This is a genomic window from Virgibacillus carmonensis (genome assembly GCF_057836705.1).
Genome location: NZ_JBYQFJ010000022.1, coordinates 35,074 through 57,301, shown reverse-complemented (window position 1 = coordinate 57,301; position 22,228 = coordinate 35,074). Strand labels below are relative to the sequence as shown.

Annotated in this window: 15 protein-coding genes and 1 pseudogene; 4 read left to right on the top strand and 12 right to left on the bottom strand. The window is 37.9% G+C overall.

Annotated features, from left to right (window positions below; genetic code table 11):
- A partial coding sequence (locus AC3G7N_RS15490) for a thiamine pyrophosphate-binding protein (RefSeq protein WP_489423067.1) occupies positions 1–257 on the bottom strand: 257 nt, incomplete at its 3' end.
- Positions 258–823: 566 nt separating this feature from the next.
- A complete protein-coding gene (gene ilvD / locus AC3G7N_RS15485) occupies positions 824–2,506 on the bottom strand; it encodes a dihydroxy-acid dehydratase (RefSeq protein ID WP_489423066.1) in 1,683 nt (560 codons plus the stop codon).
- Between the two features lie 211 nt (positions 2,507–2,717).
- On the opposite strand from ilvD, the gene AC3G7N_RS15480 reads away from it, so the two are divergent.
- Entirely contained in the window at positions 2,718–3,875 is a 1,158-nt protein-coding gene (locus tag AC3G7N_RS15480; RefSeq protein WP_489423065.1) for a pyridoxal-phosphate-dependent aminotransferase family protein, read from the top strand.
- Positions 3,875–5,461 (top strand): phosphoglycerate dehydrogenase, encoded by a 1,587-nt coding sequence (gene serA, locus AC3G7N_RS15475; RefSeq protein ID WP_489423064.1) that lies wholly within the window; start codon positions 3,875–3,877, stop codon positions 5,459–5,461. The genes AC3G7N_RS15480 and serA overlap by 1 nt, the downstream gene beginning before the upstream one ends.
- 84 nt (positions 5,462–5,545) lie before the next feature.
- Here serA and AC3G7N_RS15470 read toward each other — a convergent pair whose 3' ends face one another.
- Positions 5,546–6,337 carry an HAD family hydrolase gene (locus AC3G7N_RS15470; RefSeq protein ID WP_489423063.1) on the bottom strand — a complete coding sequence of 264 codons (792 nt, stop codon included), beginning with the start codon at positions 6,335–6,337 and terminating at the stop codon, positions 5,546–5,548.
- A gap of 93 nt (positions 6,338–6,430) precedes the next feature.
- The gene (locus AC3G7N_RS15465) at positions 6,431–7,888 is read right to left on the bottom strand and encodes a carbon starvation CstA family protein (protein WP_489423062.1); all 1,458 of its coding nucleotides are present in this window, start codon (positions 7,886–7,888) and stop codon (positions 6,431–6,433) included.
- 208 nt (positions 7,889–8,096) lie between these two features.
- On the opposite strand from AC3G7N_RS15465, the gene AC3G7N_RS15460 reads away from it, so the two are divergent.
- Together AC3G7N_RS15460 and AC3G7N_RS15455 are read left to right on the top strand one after the other, a co-directional pair.
- Positions 8,097–9,191 (top strand): branched-chain amino acid aminotransferase, encoded by a 1,095-nt coding sequence (locus AC3G7N_RS15460; protein WP_489423061.1) that lies wholly within the window; start codon positions 8,097–8,099, stop codon positions 9,189–9,191.
- A 309-nt stretch (positions 9,192–9,500) separates the two neighbouring features.
- Positions 9,501–9,622 (top strand): annotated as a pseudogene (locus tag AC3G7N_RS15455) (hypothetical protein); the annotation flags it as partial.
- Positions 9,623–9,811: 189 nt separating this feature from the next.
- On the opposite strand, the gene AC3G7N_RS15450 reads toward AC3G7N_RS15455, so the two are convergent.
- The 8 genes from AC3G7N_RS15450 to AC3G7N_RS15415 form a co-directional block, all read right to left on the bottom strand.
- Positions 9,812–10,372: a flavin reductase family protein gene (locus AC3G7N_RS15450; RefSeq protein WP_489423060.1), complete on the bottom strand. Its 561-nt coding sequence runs from the start codon at positions 10,370–10,372 to the stop codon at positions 9,812–9,814.
- Positions 10,373–10,751: 379 nt separating this feature from the next.
- The gene (locus AC3G7N_RS15445; protein WP_489423059.1) at positions 10,752–14,168 is read right to left on the bottom strand and encodes a hypothetical protein; all 3,417 of its coding nucleotides are present in this window, start codon (positions 14,166–14,168) and stop codon (positions 10,752–10,754) included.
- Positions 14,169–14,756: 588 nt separating this feature from the next.
- The gene (locus AC3G7N_RS15440) at positions 14,757–15,299 is read right to left on the bottom strand and encodes a CBO0543 family protein (protein ID WP_489423058.1); all 543 of its coding nucleotides are present in this window, start codon (positions 15,297–15,299) and stop codon (positions 14,757–14,759) included.
- A gap of 87 nt (positions 15,300–15,386) precedes the next feature.
- Positions 15,387–16,397, bottom strand: coding sequence for a DUF3231 family protein (locus AC3G7N_RS15435; protein ID WP_489423057.1), 1,011 nt, complete (start codon positions 16,395–16,397; stop codon positions 15,387–15,389).
- A gap of 258 nt (positions 16,398–16,655) precedes the next feature.
- A complete protein-coding gene (gene cydC / locus AC3G7N_RS15430) occupies positions 16,656–18,374 on the bottom strand; it encodes a thiol reductant ABC exporter subunit CydC (protein WP_489423056.1) in 1,719 nt (572 codons plus the stop codon).
- Positions 18,374–20,104 carry a thiol reductant ABC exporter subunit CydD gene (cydD, locus tag AC3G7N_RS15425; RefSeq protein ID WP_489423055.1) on the bottom strand — a complete coding sequence of 577 codons (1,731 nt, stop codon included), beginning with the start codon at positions 20,102–20,104 and terminating at the stop codon, positions 18,374–18,376. The genes cydC and cydD overlap by 1 nt, the downstream gene beginning before the upstream one ends.
- Positions 20,105–20,170: 66 nt before the next feature.
- A complete protein-coding gene (locus AC3G7N_RS15420; protein WP_489423054.1) occupies positions 20,171–21,517 on the bottom strand; it encodes a cytochrome ubiquinol oxidase subunit I in 1,347 nt (448 codons plus the stop codon).
- 199 nt (positions 21,518–21,716) lie between these two features.
- On the bottom strand, positions 21,717–22,040 hold the full coding sequence (locus AC3G7N_RS15415) for a DUF4870 domain-containing protein (RefSeq protein WP_489423053.1): 324 nt from the start codon (positions 22,038–22,040) through the stop codon (positions 21,717–21,719).
- Between the last annotated feature and the right edge of the window lie 188 nt (positions 22,041–22,228).

Below are 22,228 nucleotides of genomic sequence, written 5' to 3'. Positions count from 1 at the left end.
GCAAGTACAACACCCGGTTTTCCGGTAACCCGTGCATAACCTTCCGCTGCATGAATGGAACCCTGTTCATGACGGGAAAGCACATGTTCAAAGGGAGCTTTACTGCGATATAATGCGTCATAAATCGGTAACACAGCTCCACCCGGGTAGCCAAATAACGTATCAACTTCAGCATCAACCAGTGTTTCAATTAATAAATCGGACCCCGTCCTCAATTCTTTCGTACGTTCAATCTCATGTTTTGCCTCAACCTTCACTACTACATACCTCCTCTATTTGGATTGTTTGAATTAAAAAAGACCCTTCGCTCCCCATAAATCTGCATAATGTCAGAATTATAGGGGAGAAAAGAGTCATCTATTCACGGTACCACCCATTTTCGCAGCATTCTCACAAATGCTACCTTAGAGGCTGACAAACAGCCTGGTTTGATAACAGGTACATGGTAATGCACCTGACCAAGTCTACTAAAAAGTACTGTTCAACTTAGTACTCAGGGATGATATCAAAACAATATGTACTTCTAGGTTCCCAGCGTCCCCAGATCTCTGTTAATACATCATACATGTTTCTTCGTTCCCGTCATCGAGTTATTTCTATTTCAGTTTTCAAGGATTTAAATTTTTTATATTGCCGACAATCATATAACGTTTTGGGCAGTTGGTCAACAGGTTTTTGAAAGTTTTTTGATATTTTGGATAAATCTAAAAAGTTGTATGCGCTTACAACGTAAGTATGATTGAGAAAGCTGTTGAACAACTATTTCAATGTATAAAAAGACTCCAGTTATAAAACTGAAGTCATTCGTAACAAGCGTTACTATTTAGTTAAAAAAGTCTGTTATAGCACCTTTTGATGAACAGGAAACATTATGCGCATATTTCCCTAAAACACCTTTTTTGTATAAGGAGGGGGCTTGCCATTCCTTGCGACGACTTTCTAGTTCGTCTTTGGAAACATCACAAGATATCTCTTTTTCATCTGAATCTATCGTAACTAGATCCCCTTCTTTCACCAATGCGATTGGTCCTCCATCTTGTGCTTCAGGTGAAATGTGCCCAACGACTAAGCCGTGTGTTCCACCCGAAAATCTGCCATCGGTTAATAAGGCAACTTTTTCGTCCATTCCTTTCCCAACCAATATACTTGAAATTGACAACATTTCAGGCATTCCTGGACCACCTTTTGGACCTACATAACGTATGATAATCACATCTCCGTCATTAATTTTGTTATCCATCACAGCGGCTGTAGCTTCTTTCTCCGTCTCAAACACGCGAGCAGGTCCCGTATGACGTTTCACTTTAACACCCGAAACTTTGGCCACAGCACCAGTCGGTGATAAATTACCTTTTAAAACAATTAATGGACCATCCGCTCGTTTGGGGTTATCAAATGGCATGATTACTTTTTGACCTTCCTCAAGGGATGGCGCATCCGCTAAATTCTCAGCAACAGTTTTACCCGTTACAGTTAAACAGTCCCCATGAAGGTAACCTGCTTCATAAAGAAGTTTCATTACTGCTTGTACTCCCCCGACTTGATGTAAATCTTGCATAACATATTTACCGCTTGGTTTTAAATCAGCAAGATGTGGTGTTTTCTCTTGAATTCGATTAAAGTCATCAATTGTTAAATCTATGCTGGCAGCATGCGAAATGGCCAGCAGATGCAAGATGGCATTTGTCGACCCTCCAAGTGCCATAACAACGGTAATTGCATTTTCAAATGCTTCCTTTGTCATTATGTCTTTTGGATAAATATCTTTTTCCAGCAGGTGATAAACTGCTTGTCCAGCAGCGACACAATCATCGGCTTTACCCTTTGTTTCCGCCGGGTTAGAAGAGCTCCCAGGTAAACTCATGCCCATAGCTTCAACTGCCGATGCCATGGTATTTGCCGTGTACATACCACCACATGATCCAGCTCCAGGACATGCTCTACATTCAATTGACCTTAATTCACTATCATTTATATCGCCGTTATTATGTTGGCCTACTCCCTCAAATACAGATACAATATCGATATCTTTACCGTTGTGTGAACCAGGGGAAATAGTACCACCATAAACAAAAACGGCTGGAACATCTGAATTCGCAATCGCTATCATACAGCCAGGGATATTTTTATCACAACCACCAATGGCAACTAATCCATCTAGATTCTCCGCACCTACCACTGTTTCAATCGAATCGGCTATTACATCACGACTTGGTAAAGAATAACGCATCCCTTGCGTTCCCATTGAAATACCATCTGAAACAGTAACTGTATTAAATATTAACGGTACGCCACCTGCTTCTCTAGCTCCTTCTTTTGCATTTGTTGCTAAATCATTAATATGTATATTACATGGTGTAACTTCGCTCCATGTACTAGCAATACCAATCATTGGCTTCTTAAAATCTTCATCTGAAACCCCAACAGCTCGCAGCATTGCACGGTTTGGTGCCTTCATAGCACCCTCACTAAAAACGTTGCTATTTATACGTAAATCTTTTTTCATCTAGATTCCCACCCTTCCTTTCGAATAATTATATGACTTATTTTCTTATTGTTCAATGTATTTATTTTATTTAAAAATTAAAGTCAATTGCCCGAGTGGGTTAAGCGTTTACAGAATCTTTTCTTCGTTTACATAATTATTAAACTATATTGACAACAACCATAGATTTGCTATGATGAGTAAAAATTAAGCCTCAAAGGAGAGTGCACATATGCTACCAGATCATCATTCATTACGAATCCCTGGTCCTAGTCCAATACCACCAAGTGTACAGCGTGCAATGAGCCAGCCAATGATTGGGCATAGAGGTCAAGAAACAAAAGAATTATTGCAAAGGATTAAGCCTAAACTGAAGCCACTATTCGGAACAGTACAGGATGTTCTTATCATTACAGGAAGCGGGACATCTGGATTGGAAGCAGCAGTTGTTAACACCACACGCCCTGAAGATGAGGTGTTAGTTATCGTAACTGGTGCCTTTGGCGATCGTTTCGTTAACATAGCACAAGCGTACGGGATAAAAGTTCATCGTTATGCTGTCGATTGGGGTACAGCTGTAGACACCGACAATATAAGAGAATATCTACAAAAAAATCCAGAAATTAAGGTTGTCTTTTCTACCTATTGTGAAACGTCAACAGGTGTACTAAATCCAGTTCAAGAACTGGCAAAAGTTGTTCATCAGAACTCGGATGCTTTAGTTGTTGTTGACGGTGTTTCCTGTATTGGGGCTGTTGAAACAGAAATGGACAAATGGGGAATTGATGTATTGGTGACAGGCTCACAAAAAGCATTGATGCTGCCTCCCGGTTTAACGTTTATAGCAGCAAGTGAACGTGCCTGGAAAGTAATTGAGGAGAACGAACAATCACGTTTCTATTTAGATTTAAACAAGTACCGAGATAATTCAGTAAACGATTCTACCCCATTCACTCCTGCTGTGTCCCTTTTATTTGGATTGGAACAAGTTCTTAAGCTTTTAGGTGAGGAAAGTCTAGAACAAGTTTATAGACGTCACCAATTGATGATGGAAATGACTAGAGCAGCATTCCGAGCATTGGCTATTCCTTTGCTTACCAATGATAAAGCTGCTTCTCCTACTGTAACAGCAATAAAGCCGCTAGACTTTCCAGCTGAGGAGTTACGAAAAGTGATTAAAAAAGAATTTGGCTTATCTGTGGCAGGCGGACAAGGACATATGAAAGGTGACATTTTCCGGATTGGACATATGGGCTATTGTTCCACGGGAGATGTGTTACAAATCATCAGTACAATTGAAATCGGATTAAAAAAGATTGGCAAGACTATTGACCTTGGCTCAGGAACTCGGGCAGCCCAAGAAATTTATTTACTACAGGAGGTTGAATAATGACGTTTACTATTTTAATAAGTGATCCACTCAGCGAGGAAGGTATTCAACCGCTTCGAGATGCAGAAGATATGAATATTGTCACCGACACAACTATGACACCAGAAGAATTAGCAAACCGGATTGGGGAGTTCGATGCCCTCTTAGTCCGTAGCCAGACTCAAGTAACTCGCACTATAATTAGTAAAGCATCTAAGTTAAAAATAATCGGCCGTGCAGGTGTTGGGGTTGATAATATTGACCTTGATGCTGCTACAGAACATGGAATCATCGTTGTCAACGCACCTAACGGAAACACCAATTCAGCTGCGGAGCACACAATGGCAATGATCATGTCTTTATCCAGAAATATACCACAGGCCTACCATGCTTTAAAAAACCACATATGGGATCGCAAAAAGTTTGTCGGTGTTGAATTAAAAAACAAAACACTAGGGGTTATTGGTCTAGGCAGAATTGGCGCTGAAGTTACTTTCAGGGCCAAGGGACAACGGATGAATGTCATCGCATATGACCCTTTTTTAACTGAAGAAAAGGCAGATAAAATGGGCATTGGCTATGGCTCGATCCAGGAAGTTTTACGAAAGGCAGACTTTATTACCATACATACACCTTTGCTGAAGGAAACAAAACACTTAATTAACGCTGAATCATTCGAGCTAATGAAAACAGGCGTGCACATTGTTAATTGTGCTCGTGGAGGAATCATCGATGAAGAAGCACTATACGAGGCCATTATCTCTAAAAAGGTAGCTGGTGCAGCACTTGATGTGTTTGAAGAAGAACCATTCCAAGACCATAAACTATTGGAGTTACCAGAAGTAATCGCTACGCCCCACTTAGGAGCAAGTACATTTGAGGCGCAGGAAAGTGTAGCAGTCGATGTCAGTCATGATGTTGTCCGTTTTTTAACAGGAGATTTAGTCAAAAATCCTGTTAACCTTCCATCCGTACCAAAGGAAATTATGAACAAAATTGAACCTTATTTTAATTTGGCAGAAAAGCTAGGACTATTTCTAATAGATTTAACTGGAGACGTGGTAGAAGAAATAAACATTTATTACTCAGGTGATTTGTCTGAGCTAGATGTAGCGCCTTTAACAAGGAATACTGTAAAAGGATTATTAAAGCGCCATTTAGGTGAACATGTTAATGATGTGAATGCCCTTTATCTTGCTGAACAAAAAGGAATAACCATAAATGAAAGTAAAACGTTCAAAGCAGAGGGCTTTACCAATTTACTCACAGTGGAAGTGAAAACAAAAGCAGGCAAAAGAAGTGTTTCAGGTACCTTATTAAATGGCTTAGGACCTAGAATAGTAAAAGTGGACAATTATAGTGTCGATGTGACTCCAGAAGGACATATAATGGTCATTTATCATAAAGACCAAACAGGTGTAATTGGTAGAATGGGTAGCCTGTTAGCGCAACATCAAATCAACATTGCAACTATGCAGGTGGATCGGTCAGATATCGGAGGAGATGCCATCATGATGTTGAGAGTGGATAAACACCTGAATCAAGACGGATTAATAGAGTTAAAGGCATTAAATGAAATTTATGATGTAACAGCAATAGATTTATAATCTAAAACGGTGGCGACTTCTTATGTCACGATTCTATAAAGTAAGCACACAGCATTCCTGCTCTGCTGTGTGCTTGCTTTGTTTTTACGAACGATTAACTCTCTTGATAATTGGCAGAAGCTCTCCTAAATTTGATATCTCATAGGTTGGCATCCCTTCACTTTTTTCAATATGATGACGGTTAACCCAAACAGAATCTATTCCTACCCTTGATGCACCAAGAATATCTGTCTTCAAATTATCACCCACCATCATAGCTTCATCCTTGTTGACCGAAAGAAGCTCTAGTGTATGCTCAAAAATGGCTGGATCTGGTTTTCCCTTTCCAAAACCTCCCGAAATTACAATATGGTCAAAATACGGTCTGAGTTCTGGGGTTATACTCAGTTTTGTTTGCTGTAAATCAGGGGAACCATTCGTGAGCAGCAATAACTGATACTTTCCTTTAAGCTGATTAAGTACATCGAATGTTTCCTCATAAATATATGGATTTTTTTTTCGTTCTACTGGAAATGTCTCGGCCAGCTCCAATCCAAATTCAGGATCATTAATTCCTAAATCTTGTAACCCTTTCGTCCAAGCTTCCTTTCGATAAGCAGGAACCATTTCTTTCAACTTACGGAAATCTTCACCCTCATCAATAAAATTCCCCCATAGCCCTTCAAAAGGATTTATTCCGATCATTTTTGTAAAGGAATATGTCTCATAGGAAGCGTATAACGTTCGAGCATGTTCTCGAACCTGTTTTTCTAACATTTCAGGGTTGATAGCATACTTCTCCTCTGCAAGTACACAGGTAGCTTTAAAAGCCTCTTTAACACTCTTATCATCCCATAGGAGCGTATTATCTAAATCAAATAGGATTGCCTTTATCATTTATTTATCACCTTTCAATTTAAAAACCCTGGACACTACGAGAGTACCCAGGGGTTTTTTTTCATTAAAATAATAGCTTTTGTAACTATTCTCTCATCCCGCCTTTGCCTCTTTCGTATGAATCGCCTGTTGCTGTTGCTTCTCTCTTTTATGTGAAATAAGCTGCTTTACAAACCACAAAAGAATGACGATCCAAATAATTGATCCAATAATCATAGATGTCGAGTAAGCTAAATTAAAGCCTTCTGGTGCATAAAAAATATAAGTACTTGTAACACCGGTCATAAATAACGCCGGTACACTGCAAATCCAGTGGAATTTATGATGCTTTAATAAGTACATTGCTCCCGTCCACAGCATTACTGTTGCCACTACCTGGTTTGTCCATCCAACATAGCGCCATAGAAAGCTATAATTCATTTGTGTCAGCAAAAAAGTTGGCACTGCTACCGGAATCATCAGAAGACTCAGGGACCATTTACCTTTCAAATCTTTTTTTGTTACTTGTTTCAATAAATCTGCAAGCATCATTCTAGAAGAACGAAGCGCCGTATCTCCTGTCGTGATAGGAAGAATAATTACACCTAGAATTGCCAGAATACCACCAAGTGTCCCAAGGGTTGATATACTGATTTCATTTACAACTCCTGCAGGTCCACCAGCATTGAGTGCAGCCTGAAGGCCCTCCGTACCATTGAAAAAAGCCATTCCTGCCGCTGCCCAAATTAAAGTAATGACACCTTCAGCTATCATTGCACCGTAAAACACTTTTCTTCCTTCACTTTCCTTTTTCAATGTTCTCGCGAGGATCGGACTTTGAGTACTATGAAATCCTGATATAGCTCCACATGAAATGGTAACCATCAACAACGGCCACATTGGTAAATTGTCTGGATGCAAATTACTAAATGTTAAATTCGGAACAGGATTATCGAAAAAGAACATCCCAACACCAATTGAAATGGCCATAAAAATCAATATCGCTCCAAAAATCGGATAAATTTTTCCTATCACTTTATTAATCGGTAATACAGCTGCAATCAGTAAATAAACAAAAACGATTAGGATTGCAGCCATAAAACTTAGCGGTGTTATCTGAGCAATTAGTTGTGCTGGTCCTGCAGTAAAAGCAGCTGCAACAAGAATCATTAGCACGATGGACACAACATTAATAACAGATTGTACACTTTTTCCTAAGTATTTACCTACGATGGATGGGTACTGGGCACCACCATGTCTAAGTGACAACATTCCTGAAAAATAATCATGTACAGCTCCACCAAATATTGAGCCTATGACAATCCACAAAAATGCAACCGGGCCATATAAGGCACCTAATAATGCTCCAAAGATTGGACCGAGTCCAGCGATATTCAATAGTTGAATTAAACTCGCCTTCCACCAACTTAACGGCATGTAGTCAAAGCCATCTTGCTTTGAATATGCTGGTGTAACCTGCTGATCATTGATGCCAAAAATTCGTTCGACCACCTTCCCATACACGAAATAACCTGCTAGTAATAATAAGATGGATGCAATAAATGTAACCATCGCTGAGCCTCCTTTCAAAATGAATATAGGAAGTATATTAAACCTAATATTTTCAAAAAACAAGGTATTTCGCAAATAATTTTCAGAATAAAGCGTTTACAATACAATTTTGATTAAATTCAATTAATTTTATACATTTAGGTCTTGCTTTAATATGGGATATAACTTACTATTGATATTAAACTTTTACACCACGGGGGCTAGTATCATGGGAAATAATTCTATTCAAGTCAATCTTTGTTCATCTGGGAAGGAAAAGCCGGAATCAGATCAATTGCAGTTTGGAAGAGTATTTACCGATCACATGTTTATAATGGATTATTCGTATCCTGAAGGATGGCATGATGCGCGCATTGCACCATATCAACAAATCACTATAGATCCTTCCGCAATGGTATTTCATTATGGTCAAACTGTTTTCGAAGGATTAAAGGCTTATCTCTCACCAGAAGGAAACGCTCATTTATTCCGGCCCGAAAAAAACCTAGAACGGTTAAATCGGTCGAATGATCGGCTTTGTATTCCACCGGTTGATGAAGATTTTGCACTAAAGGCAATCAAACAACTGGTTGCTTTGGAAAAAGATTGGATTCCAGAATCTGAAGGAACCTCTCTTTATATACGCCCGTTTATTATTTCCACAGAGGCCTATCTTGGTGTTGCACCATCACGAAATTATAAATTCATTGTTATCTTATCGCCTGTTGGTGCGTATTACAAAGAGGGAATTAATCCTGTGAAAATTGCGGTAGAAGATAACTTTGTTCGTACAGTAACAGGGGGTACCGGTGAAGCGAAGACAGGTGGGAACTATGCCGCCAGTCTTAAAGCACAAGAGTTAGTTGCAAATAATGGGTATGCACAGGTATTGTGGCTGGATGGAATCGAAAGAAAGTACATTGAAGAAGTCGGCAGCATGAATGTATTTTTCAAAATTAATGGAGAAGTTGTTACACCCGCGTTAAACGGAAGTATTCTAGAGGGTGTGACTAGGAACTCAGTAATCCGATTGTTAAAGCATTGGAACATTCCGATTGTCGAGCGGAAAGTTTCAATGGAAGAAGTTTATCAGGCATACAAAGAAGGATTATTGGAAGAAGCATTTGGCGCAGGAACAGCTGCAGTTATCTCACCAATTGGCCAATTAACATGGAAGCTTGAACATCTATTTATTAATAATGGTAAAACGGGTGAAATTGCAAAAAGTTTATATGATACATTGACTGGAATTCAATACGGGAAACAAGAAGATCCGTTTGGATGGATTGAGAAAGTAAAAGAAAAAAGTAACTCAACTATATAATATGCGTGGTGAACCTCCCCACCTAAATCGAAGATTTTGATGGAGCTTCGATTGACTTAAATACAGCAAACGTCACGCTGGTTCCGCACGTTGGTGCGTAGGCCCTGATATAAGCTAATTAATGAAGCCAATGTCAGCCAAGTTCTAGTTAGCTAGTAATCCGTTGTCTGAATTGCTACCCCTTCTTTTCAGAATAGGGTTTAAGAATTTCTCTAATAAAATACCTCGCTCCTATGTTGCAGGAAGCACTTAAATCTGCGTGATAGACTTTGCCATTTGGAAAGGTGGCAAGGTCTTTTTTAGTATTACGTAGTCGAGACTGGTAGTAGTGATACGGAGGGTGGCGCAAATAAAGTAACAGGTTATGCAACAAATTAATGTCCGCATTACAAGAATCACTTAAGGCTTCTTCAGGTATTGATGTAAAAAAACCTACGTGAAAAAAAGAACATCATTGATGACATCGATTTCGATCATATAAGGTATGAAACGAAAGAAACTAGTAATAGTATAGCAGCAAGCGAAAAAGAAACTAGTAACTAACACAGTAAAAAGGAACAATCTCTAAATCTGGGATTGTTCCTTTTTTGACCTAAAGAAGGTGTTTAGGTTATACAAGCTTACTCTTCTATCTTAAACTCCTCTACCCTACTATCCCGATCCAGCCGTGCATATTCTGAACGGCCTAGATAAAGTGGAATTTCTAACTTCTCAAAATTAGGAAGTCCATTTTCCAAAAACAATTCCTCATCACGATAGCACTGGGTTATTTCCCCAACAAACCAATCATGATCACCATAAGAATTAATATCGATCGTTTTACACTCATATGCAACATAAGCATCTCGAAGAATTGGTGCTTCAATAGTAATCCCTTGATCGTACACCATTTCTCCATATACAAATTTATTTAAATTACCACCTGAATACACTCCGGCTTCTTGAATAAATACAGCTTTCTCATACGGCAAAAAGTTAATGGCAAAACATCCAGCATTTTTAACCAGCTCATATGTATAACGTTCTCTCCCAATTGCCACCCCATAAATCGGTGGATTATAAGAAATATAGGAATGCCATCCTGCAGCCATAATATTTGTTTTTCCATTGTGGGATACTGTAACTAATGCAACCATGCCCGGATAGCTATGCATAACAGTTTTGGATGTAGATTTTCTCATTATATCTTCCCTTCTCATTGTATTTCTGAAATTCTATGTAAGTAGCATTATCTCATATGATTCTATTTCAAAATAGAATTTTGGTTATTTGTATAAATGATAAGATCTACAAAAGAAGATGTAGATGCTATTTAAATACAAGATTATTAGTAATAACGCAAAGATATGTGGAATCCATTATGTTAAATAATTACACATTAGTTAACTCTTTCTAATTATAAATTCTTCCGGAAACTCAATTCCAATACCTTATAATACTTACTACCAATCTAAAAACTAAACGGATTGGAATTAGTATAAGTTCCGGTATAGCCACAAACAGGTCAGTTAGCCATTCCCATTTACCGGACTTCTTTTCTTTTTTCAATTTCCCACCTCATTACTCCCACTTTTTAATTCTTTGTATAATCTTTTTGTTTAAAATCGAGAGGATGGTTTCCTTTCCGTCTGCGTTTTTTTGTTTATGCCATTCATTGTAGCTGGCTACGCCAATTAATATAGAACCTGCAATCAGGAGGTATCCCCACCATGGCATGTTTCCCCAGTATGGCTTAGTCTGAAGGAACACATTTAAAAGCAAAACAGCCGCACCAACAAAGAAAAATGACTTCATTTGGTAAAGCATTCCACCAAGCATGGAAGCAAGTGACAACGTTCCAACTATCAGCGCGTCATAGATTGTATTACTAGCCATTCCATCCTGAATAAGGAGAAGTGAAACGATAATCAGAACAGACCATTGTACGGCATATATGGTTGCTTTGTGTTTTTTATCTGTAATTTTTTTAAGGTAAATAATCAGAACAATCCATGGTAGGGCATACATCTCCCGTTCAATTAAGGCTGATACATTTGTATTCATCAACACCGTATAATAGGGTTGCAGTAAAAAGACACAGGCGGAATAAACAAACCATTTTGGTGCCGTATAAGGAATTCGTTTCCGTTGCAGAACCAGATTGGCTGCAATTAGAATACCGGGTAAAAGCTTTGTGCCTAACTCCCCTGTTGTCATTCCATACAAACCAAACAGTGCCATGAAGCCGACAATTGTGTACCAATCAATTTTTGGGAGCCCCACTTTACTCACTGAGTTTCGATAAATAAATGGATAGTTAAGCATACCAACTACCGTGTAGATCGCAGCAAAACCAGCAACTCCATACAACATGAAATACGCTGCGTTCAAATAATTATTACCGTATAAACCTAATGCATAAAAGACAATTAGCAATGGGATAACATTATAAACATCCCATTTCTCCTTGTGCATGATAAGTAACAAGAGAATTATGTACATCAAAGTGACAATAAACGTAAACAGACTGAATGGTGTTACTAAAGTGAATGCTATTATTCCAACAAACGAGAACGGTACCGTGTAGAAGGCTATTCTTCTGGACCATAAACCCTTGCCTATATACCACGCGATTGCTAACCCAATACTCGTAAGCAGAAAGGAATAGTGCACATACTCTCGCCATTCCAATAATCGCATTCCGAGATAAATGGCAATCCAAGTCGATGTGAAAAACGAATACAAAAATGGATTAATTAACCAGTCTATTTCTGCTTTTCGCACACTTACTGCATAGATAACAATAGAAACCAGGAATGCCCAAACAGCTATTTCACCGTATAAGAAAAAAGTAAGGATTAAGGATAAGGGAAGGTAAATATGACCTACCCAAAAATAGCTGTTCATGAGTATGCGGTCTTTCGTCTTAATCAGCAATCCGATGCTTAAGAGCAGCGATGCACCTGTTACAAACTGGAAAGAGTAATACAAATCTGCTTGAATTGTTATTTGTGTAAAGATCGCGTATACCACTGTTAAATAAAACAACAAAGTTAATCCACTAACAAGAAAAGGTGCAGCTGAACCCTCTGACTTTTTATAGAAAAGATAAGCCATCCCTATTCCACCAAGAACAACTATTGCGCGTAGAGTGTCACTGAATATACTGGAAAAAGTCATCAGCATTCCGATCAAATAAAAACAATGAGAAACAAAAAATGAATTTGTTGAAAAAACTTTTCTATTAAACTGTCTCCATACAAAACTAACAAAAAGAACGGTAATCCCAGAAACAACAAAGCCCTGCGCCACGATGGAAACTGGATTGTACATGTACTCGTCCACAACGGCGCTGATAAAATACATGACAACGGACAAGCCAATCGCCAGTGCATGTATCGTTGGAGCCAGGGAAGTATTTATAATCGCTGCACGCTTTTCATATTTTGCCATGAATAATGCAACTGCAGCTAACAAGAGAAACATGGTTCCAACTTGCCACCAATGTGTAAGTCCGAAACTTTCCATCGTACTAAGCAGCATCACGATACTACCGATATCACGTGAGCTTTCCTTAATGGGTTGAAAAAAGCCAAATTTCATCAAGCAACCGAAACCAACGTATAAGAAGAAGCCGGCGATGAATAACGGTAAATTGAGGAATTCATACCCAACTACCCTCTGCCCTATTAATACTGCTTCATATAAGGCAACCATAAAAAATACCGGACTTAAGTAGATAAATAGCTGCCTATTCACCTTATTTGCAAGATACGTAAAGTTTAATCCTATGATTACATAGGCAATCAACAGAACTATGGAAGGTTCATTCATGCGTAATACGATTCCTTCTATGCTTATATAGATAAAAGCTAGCGACGAAACGACTGCACTTGTATAGCGAAATGCCTTATGTAACCCACTTTGATCTTTTACCAGTTTAGTTAATCCTAAAAATACAAAACCAATTAACGCATAAGCAATGCCTCCAATTTCATTGATAAATGAAAACTCTATCAATTGATACGCGCCATATACAAGCATCGCACTAAAGACGAAATGATATTCTTTGTGATTCGTCACAAAAATCATGGCAAAATATAAAATAGCAGTCAAAATCAGATTAAAGCTATAAATCAGTTCGTTATTATATACAGTTAGCATCATTAATGTGGAAAGAATTAAGTTTCCTTGAATATATAATACAAATTCGTTCGTAAAAAGCTGGAAATGTTCCTGCTTTTTCAAAAAGTGATAAACGATGATTAACGCTGCATTAAATACCATCATCCCTAAGTAAAATCCATCAATCGGAAGGTAAAATGATCCGATGATAAATCCTGCAAACACGGAAAACGTAATAAACGAAAACCAAACGAACAGTCTCGATACTAGCTTTACAGAAAGAAACAAATAAACAGGCAATATTACTAAGCAACCAGCAGAGACAAATAAGTAACGCCCCTCACCGGAAAATGAAAAGTATGTACCGAGTAATCCAAAATAACCTACAGATAAAATCACTATCGGTAAGAATAAACTACCAAGCACATAAAAAGCAAAGGCGGTCTTCTTTATCTTTAAAACACGTTTCGTAAATAATGCCAGCGCAAAAAACATCACCGAAACGATTGCGATTAAGCCCGTCTTCATCCAATTTACTAACGTATCCCACGTGCTTGTGGCGAGTACTAACCCACCAATCAGCAAAAAGATTACACCCAGATTAAGTGACCATGTAATATTACGCTCACGAACCTCCTGAGGTGACAACGTCTTTTTCACCTTTTTCGTTTCAGCTGGTATCCCCTTATTCTTTTTTACATTGTCGATAACAACATTAGTTCCTTTTTGTTCCTTTTGTTTCTGGTCCAAATAATATTGATTATGGGCTTCTGAAACATGATAAAAAGTCTTTGCCTCTATGTAATGTTCTTCAGCTAACTGTTTTAGTTCATCGTTGAAAATTCTTAGCCGCTCTTCACTTTTATGTTCCATTAAAAGTGCCCCCTTTAAAATCAAGCAAACCGTTATAAGACCTTTTCTTTCTATCATATCAATATATGCAAAATGATTCACCAAAATATTCAATTAATCCCTAATTAGAAAACAACACCTTTTTTCCTAACTGGTCTCATTACCTATAGCAGGCATTAAAATGTAATGTATAATGACCATCAATTTTTACGCTAATTGGCATAGATAAACAAAAGAACTTGAATAAACGAGTACCTAAAATTACTTTCGCGGACATCAGGTTCCTTATTTGGGAGGAATACCCCTATTTTACTTTGATATATGTTAAATAAGGGATTGTTTGTCCGCATACTTCCTCAAAATCACTGTTTTAATAGAAATAGCGAATCGTATGTTCCGCCAGTTCCAGCTGACTAGGTGTTTTGAATAAGCGATTAAAATACTACGGAACAACCTAGTTTATATTGATCGTCTATTTTTCAGAAAACAAATAGCACCGCATTTTGCGATGCAATAAGATATATATTTCCACTAGCATTTTTAAGGTGTATATAAGGCTTTTGTGATAGTAAACGGAAACCACCAGCTTTTTTCACGATGTTGCTTTGTTTACAAAGGACGAAACTTATTTCTGCGACTAAAGTAGTGGGCAAGCAAATAAATTACCATTTGGACAGGTAGAGAATAGATGAATTCCCAATTAGACAGTTTGTAAATACCTAGCCAGGACATCAAAGGAAGACCAACAAAAGAAGTAAGCACTCCTAGTGTAAAGGCCTTAATCAATGGATTGACTTGCGGTTTATACTGCAATAAGAGCATGGTCATGGTTGGTAGAAAGAAAAGATCCCAAGTGATATAAGTAACTGCTGGAAAAACTTCATAACGAAGACCCCAGAGGCCAAAAAAATTACCCAATTGATCTAAGAATGATGAAATCAATGCAGTGATAAGTCCTGCGTAAAATAGGCGGTCTGCACTTTCTTTTTTCCTCAGCCAATTCAATACCAGAATACATAAAACAATAACAGCAACGCCTAACCACCATCGCCAGGTGAATAAAACATAATCAAGCCATATTTGATATTGCTCATCAAAGGCCTTCGTAAGTGTGTTTGAATTTTTTTCGATTAGTGTTTTGTAATTTTCCATTTAAACCACCTTTGCTGAAGATCTACTGATGTTAGTGCATGGGCAACATCTAATTAAGCGAGTTCTCTATTTATTGTCTCCTTCACCTTAACGTTTTCCCTGTATCAAATTTTCACGATCATCCGCTTGTGGGGGTCTCTCAATCCACCCGTGTTTAATCATAATATTCGCACCATCTTCCGCATAAAGAGAAACTTTAGGGATTAAAGACGCATACTTCAACCCTATATCTCTTCTTGGACTTACTGCCATCGCCATTCCATAATTTCCGATTCCTGCTGTATTCATTGCTGATACATGAAACATAATTAATTTATCGGAAAAAACTTTTGATGTTGTACCTAATACCCCTGAATCCCCACTCATTGGAGCTGGTAAATCCTCTTTCTTTAAATAATCGCTAAATATCTCCATATGTTTATGGGCAATTTTTTTTCCTCTTATTAAATATTTCTTAACTTCTTCATCTTGTGCAGTCTGAGCAAACCCTGTCATTAATGTTTTTCCGACATAGTTATTTTGAACGTTCATAAACAAATGACTAATTTCTACTGACGTTAGAGCTCTCTTATCCCCAAAAAATCCAGCTAAAAACTGTTGTTTTCCCACAAAATCCACCTCGTCAGGAGTGGATATATAAGGAGGTTTTACATAGGTCCCTTGTTTGAGCATCAATTCTCGTGTTAAATCCTGTACTTTAACCCCTTCCTTTAATACACCCTTATGTAAAGCAACCATATCTGAACGTGTTACTATACCCAATGCTCCACTACTTGCTGCCATTGCAAGAATAGACATATTGCGTAAGTACATTAAAATAAAGGTATCTGAAAAAAGTTTTGGGGCTTTAATAGTTACATCTTGTTCCGTAAACCCAATAGGTATAGGAAATCCTTCTTTTTTAAAAAGTTCATGCATAATAGAAATATTACCCTTAGCAATACGCAACACATATTCAATAACAGGGCGTACTTCCTCATCTTCTACTTTTTCTGAAAAATAACTATTCACACAAACTGCTAATGTGTCGTTTATATACTGAGCCCATAAACAAGACATTTCTGAAGCAGTTAAACGAATTTTTGTTTTGTTCTCCATTGGAATAACCTCTATTCAATTTAAGCACAGACTTTCAATCGTTCAAGCATTTTTCTAAGCTTATTCTCCTGGCAGTTATTATCACCAGAATATAAAAAAATATGAATATAATTATGCTTGTTTTTTGTGGCTATTTTTAACTTGCGTTGTGGTCAACATGCTCTATAATGCTATTACCGAAAACTATCATACAACTCTTCATTATAAATAAAAAAGCTTCTAAAAAATAGAAGCTCTCGTCTATCTTATTTTTTTGAACTAAAGCATACGCTTCTCAATCTGTTTCATCTCATAAAAGTACCCTTTTTCTTGCATCAATTCGTTGAAAGTACCAGATTCGATAATGGTTCCCTGCTCCATGACAATAATTTGATCCATTTTTTCCAGTCCTGTTAAGCGATGGCTAACGAGTACGAGTGTATCGTCCTTTGCTTGTTCGAAAAGGTGCTCATATATGGATTGTTCCGTCAATGCGTCAATAGACGATGTAGGCTCATCCAATAACCAGAGCCTTTCTCCCTTTAACATCGCTCTGGCAATAGCTAGCCTTTGTTTTTCCCCTCCGGATAGATTTTCTCCTTTTTCAAAGATAGGATCTGTTAAATACAACTGATTAAGTCTTACCTTTGCCAACTTCTTTTCCATTTCTTCATCGGTCAGTCCATCTTTAGCTAGAAGCAGATTATCACGTACCGTACCATGGAAAAAGTGGTTTTCTTGAAGGACGACATTCGTTTTTTCCCAGATGTTTTCTTCATTTAGTTGATCGATGGAAGCCCCATCGAAATGAATAGTTCCTTGATTAGCTGGATTCATTTTTAACAATAGCTGTAGCACTGTCGATTTCCCTGAACCACTCGGCCCAACAATAGCCGTTTTTGATCCTGCTGGTAGACTTATATCACTATTTTTTAAAATCATACGTCCATCTGTTGGAAAAGCAAAGGAAACATTGTTCATTTCAATACCAAGAGCTTTATTAGATGGAAGCTGTTCCATTTGCCTATTTTCCACTTCTTCTGTTCCCTCATCACGAACCACAGAAAAGAGTCGTGTTGCTGCTCGTTTGCTATCTTGTAAATGGATTGGAAAGACAGCCATGGTAGAAACATCCTCAAAAACAGTAAGTGAAATCATCAATAGCATCGCCAGGAAAATCCCTTCCAACTGCCCATTAACTACTAAATAGGCACCCAATGCCAGCACAAACCAAGACACAAACAGCGATACAAATGTATTGACTGATTGACTATACATCATGTTAGTACCTTCTCGTTCTTGTTCTTTAATGTATGCTTCGGAGGATTGGATCAATTTTTGTTCTTTTCCTTCAAGCTTCTGATAGATTTTTAAATCACGAAAACCATGAAGAAACTCGGTTACTTCGGTCGATAACTCTCCTCTTCCTTCCCTCACATGACTATCAATCTTTGCTTGTTTGACAGCAAATAAAGCTGGAATAACAAAGGTTGTAAGAATTAACCCGGCGAGAATGACAAGTCCGACATAAATTGAGAAAAAGGAAGTAAATAAAATGGTACTTAAAAATACAATCACCAAAACTATCGGTGGATAAAAAACCCGTAAAAAGAAATTCTGCAGACTTTCAACATCTCCTACAATTCGAGATAGCAAGTCCCCACTTCGATACTTTTGAAAGATTCCTGGTGCTACTGGCTCAAGCTTTTCAAAAAAAGAAACACGCAAATTACTTAAAATTGTGAATGTTGCTCGATGGGAGAAATACCTCTCCGCATAACGACTAATTGCCTTCGTAATTCCAAGCAGCTTCACCGTAGATGTTAGAATAATTAACGTATATAATGGAGGAGCAAAAGCAGCTTTGGAAATCAAGTATCCACTTGCAGCAAAAAGGCCAACTGCAGTTATACCAGCAACAAAGCCAAAGATAATTGAAATAAGAATATCCTTTTTTTCTGTCATTACTAACTTAATGACAATCGCTAAGTCCTTCACTATGCAGTCCCCCCTTGCTGAACAGATACCATATCACGATATTCTGCAACCGCTTCGATGAGCTCATTGTGCGTTCCAGCTGAAACTAGCTTTCCATCTTCCAAGAAAAGAATCTTATCAGCATTTTTAATTGTATGGAGCCGGTGTGCAACGGTAATGACGGTTGCGTTTTGTGACAATTGCTCAATAGATACTTGCAGGATCCGTTCTGTGTGTAAATCAAGCCCTGTTGTTGGTTCATCAAAAAGAATGACCGATGGCTTTTTAAGAAATGCTCGTGCGATAGCAATCCGTTGTTTTTCTCCTCCTGATAGCCCTCTGCCAGCTTCTCCAATAGGCGTATCATAGCCTTTTTCAAGCGTTTGTATCATTTCAGAAATTCCTGCTTGTTCAGCTGCTTGTTGCACTTCCATGCTGGTCGCATTCAAATTACCGCCAATCGAAATATTTTCGGCAATCGTACCTGAGAAAATATACGGATTCTGCGAGATATAACTCAATTGATCAAACCAATCTTTTTCTCGGTAATCAGATAGGCGCCTGCCATTGATATCGATATTACCTGTCGAGGGTGCAATCAGACCAGCAATTAAATGTAATAACGTTGTTTTTCCGGAACCACTTCGTCCTACAATGGCAATTTGTCCAAATGGAGGAATTTCAGCAGTCATATTTTTTAACGAAAACTGATCTTCCCCGTAACTGTAAACTGCTGCTTGCAAATCGATGCTCGGCGGTCTTGCTTTTTTTTGTAAACTTGCATCCCCCCATTGTACAGCTTCTTCAGTTTCTGTTAACTCATTTGTCACCTTTTTAGCGGCACCCATACTACTTCGTCCATTATGGAAGGTGCTTCCCAGTTCTTTCAGCGAGGTGTAAAATTCAGGAACAAGTACTAATACGAAGAAAGCAGTAAAAAAGGAAATACTTTCGTAAACAATAAGTTGTATTGCCAATTCAAGGGCAATTATCCCAATACTAAGCATGGAAATAAGCTCTAACATAAATGAAGAAATAAAGGCAATTTTTAATATCTCCATCGTGGCATCCCGAAACTTAAGACTGCTTTGTCTGATGGATTCTTTTTGCTGTTTCGCACGACCAAATAATTTAAGCGTGGTAAGCCCTTGTAAAATGTCTAAGAAGCGACCTGAAAATGCAGCTATTTTTTCCAGCTGCTCTTCGGACTTTTTTTTCGTTTGCAACCCAATGATGATCATAAAAATGGGAATAAATGGTGCGGTGATTATCATAATAATCCCCGAGTTCACGTGCTGCGTGAATACTACTGCAAGAACTACAAGTGGTATGAAGGATGTTTGAATAATTTGCGGAATGTATTGACTAAAATAGCTGTCAATCCCATCAACAGCATCCATCATGACACTTACTTTTTGTCCCGATTGTCCACGCAATGAGGCCTGCATAGGATTCCTTGAATAGTTAGTCAAAAGAGATTTACGAACATCACCCTTAGCCTTGGCAGCCATCTTGACCCCATTTTGTCCACTCATGTAAGTGAACATGGTTCTTGCCAAAAGAACGAGCAATAATCCCCCCAGTAATGGGAGGACTTCGTTAAATGAACGGTTTTTCAAAAATACTCCATCAACAATTGCTACAAAAAGATAAGCCTGTACGATTACTGTCACACTAGTAATCACAGCTGAAATAACTAAAAACAACATGCTTTTTTTCTGTGCTTTTGCCATATCTTTTAACTTACTCATATATTCAAATCTCCCAACTTGAAGTTCCATCAGTTGAAATTACGCAATAACAGATAGCTCTTACCTTTATTCTTGACTCTTTTTAATGGTTGGATACTGTTTTTCCAATTCTTCCTCCGCTGGATTGTTATGAAACATCTTACGTAGTGTAATTATACACAACGTTCCGAGCACAATATATAAGCCTAAGAACAATAGGAACATGAGTCCAACATATGGGGAAGATGTTGCTGCTTCTTCTACCGTCATGTAGCCTCTAATGATCCATGGTTGACGACCTTCCTCCGCATAAATCCAGCCAAACTCTATCGCAAGAAATGCTAAAGGTCCACTTAAAAAGATGGGCCAAAGCAACCATTTGTTATGTTCATTCCACTTTTTCACTTTACTTACAAGAAGATAAAGGAAAGATATTCCTAGTAAGAACATACCGATTACAACCATTAAATCAAACATATAATGAATCCAGAGTGGTGGCCTTTCTTCCTCGGGAGTCTCTTCCAATCCTGTTACCACACTATTAAAATCACCATGTGCCAAAAAACTCAATGCGTTAGGGATACGAATCTCACCTACTGTTTCCTTATCCTCGTTTAACCAGCCAAATAAGATCAAATCTGCTCCTTTTTCTGTCTCAAAATGCCATTCAGCAGCTGCTAATTTTTCTGGTTGGTGTTCAGCAAGAAACTTAGCAGAAGTGTCCCCTGCCAACAAATTTATTGCTGCGAAAATAAAGGTGACCGTTAACGTGAGTTTTAATGCTTTTTTATGATAAGCAGATGCTTTCTTTTTTAAAATCATAAATGCCGCTATAGCTGCAAGAAGAGCTGCGCATGTTAAGTAGGCAGAACTCAATACGTGAAATACCTTTGATGCAGTAGCTGGGTTCAACATTGCTGCAATCGGGTTAACGGCTGCAAACGTTCCATTTTCGATTGTAAACCCATCTGGTGTATTCATAAAAGCGTTTACCGTTGTTATAAATACAGCTGATAATCCCCCCCCTATTACAATCGGTATGGATAACAACCAATGGACTACCGGTTTTGTAAATCGATCCCATGTATATAAATAAATTCCTAAGAAAATTGCTTCAAAGAAAAAAGCGAAAACTTCCATAAATAATGGTAGAGCAATAACATTTCCTGCAACCTGCATAAAGTTAGGCCATACTAGGGATAATTGTAGACCAATAGCGGTTCCAGTGACAACACCAACTGCAACAGTTATAACAAACCCACGAGCCCATCGCCTAGCTAACATGCGGTAATGAGGATCCTTCTTTTTTATTCCAACAAACTCAGCTATCGAAATCATCAAAGGAACTCCAACACCAATTGTTGCAAATATGATATGAAATCCAAGGGTCAGTGCAGTAAGCAACCTACTCATCAAGACCGTATCCATTTCCATAGTGATAAAACCTCCCTTTAATTATGTTCAATACTGAGCAAGTTAGACCGATAACTAACTATGAAAATAGTATAAACCATTTTGCAGGAAGAATGCGACCCATGCCATGACAGTTTCATGACATTTTTATATAGAACCATTTACTTTGCAAAGCAAAAACCTGAATCACTTCGAAAACAGAAATTCAGGTTTAAAACGATTATTTAATGAATCTAAAAATCAAAGGAAATCTGTATCTCTCACCATTGTATGCTTTAACTAATGCAACAATCGTATACACAAATGCCATGATTGCAACAACAAAAATGAGTAGAAACCCAATCAATAAAAGAATTAAAATTGAACTAATGATGGCATAGATTGAATAAGAAATAAAAAAGTTAAAATATTCTTTCCCGTGATAATCAATAAACTCAGATTCATCTCGTTTCAACATCCATATAATGAGTGGCCCCAGAATTGGAAACGGGAAGCTGACTAAATAAATAAGCATACTAAACAAACGTTCATCACTACTCAACATATTATTCACCCCTGCGAAAATACACTATTTATATGTTACATACTACCTTTTTCTATTTTGTCTTCGTTCAGTTTATTCTTTCCATTATATGCTTAGAATGAAAAATTGCTATACTCGCCTCAAACTAGAATTCTAGCGAGGTGGACGAAGATGAACGGAGAACAAAATAAAAAGTGTGATGATCATAA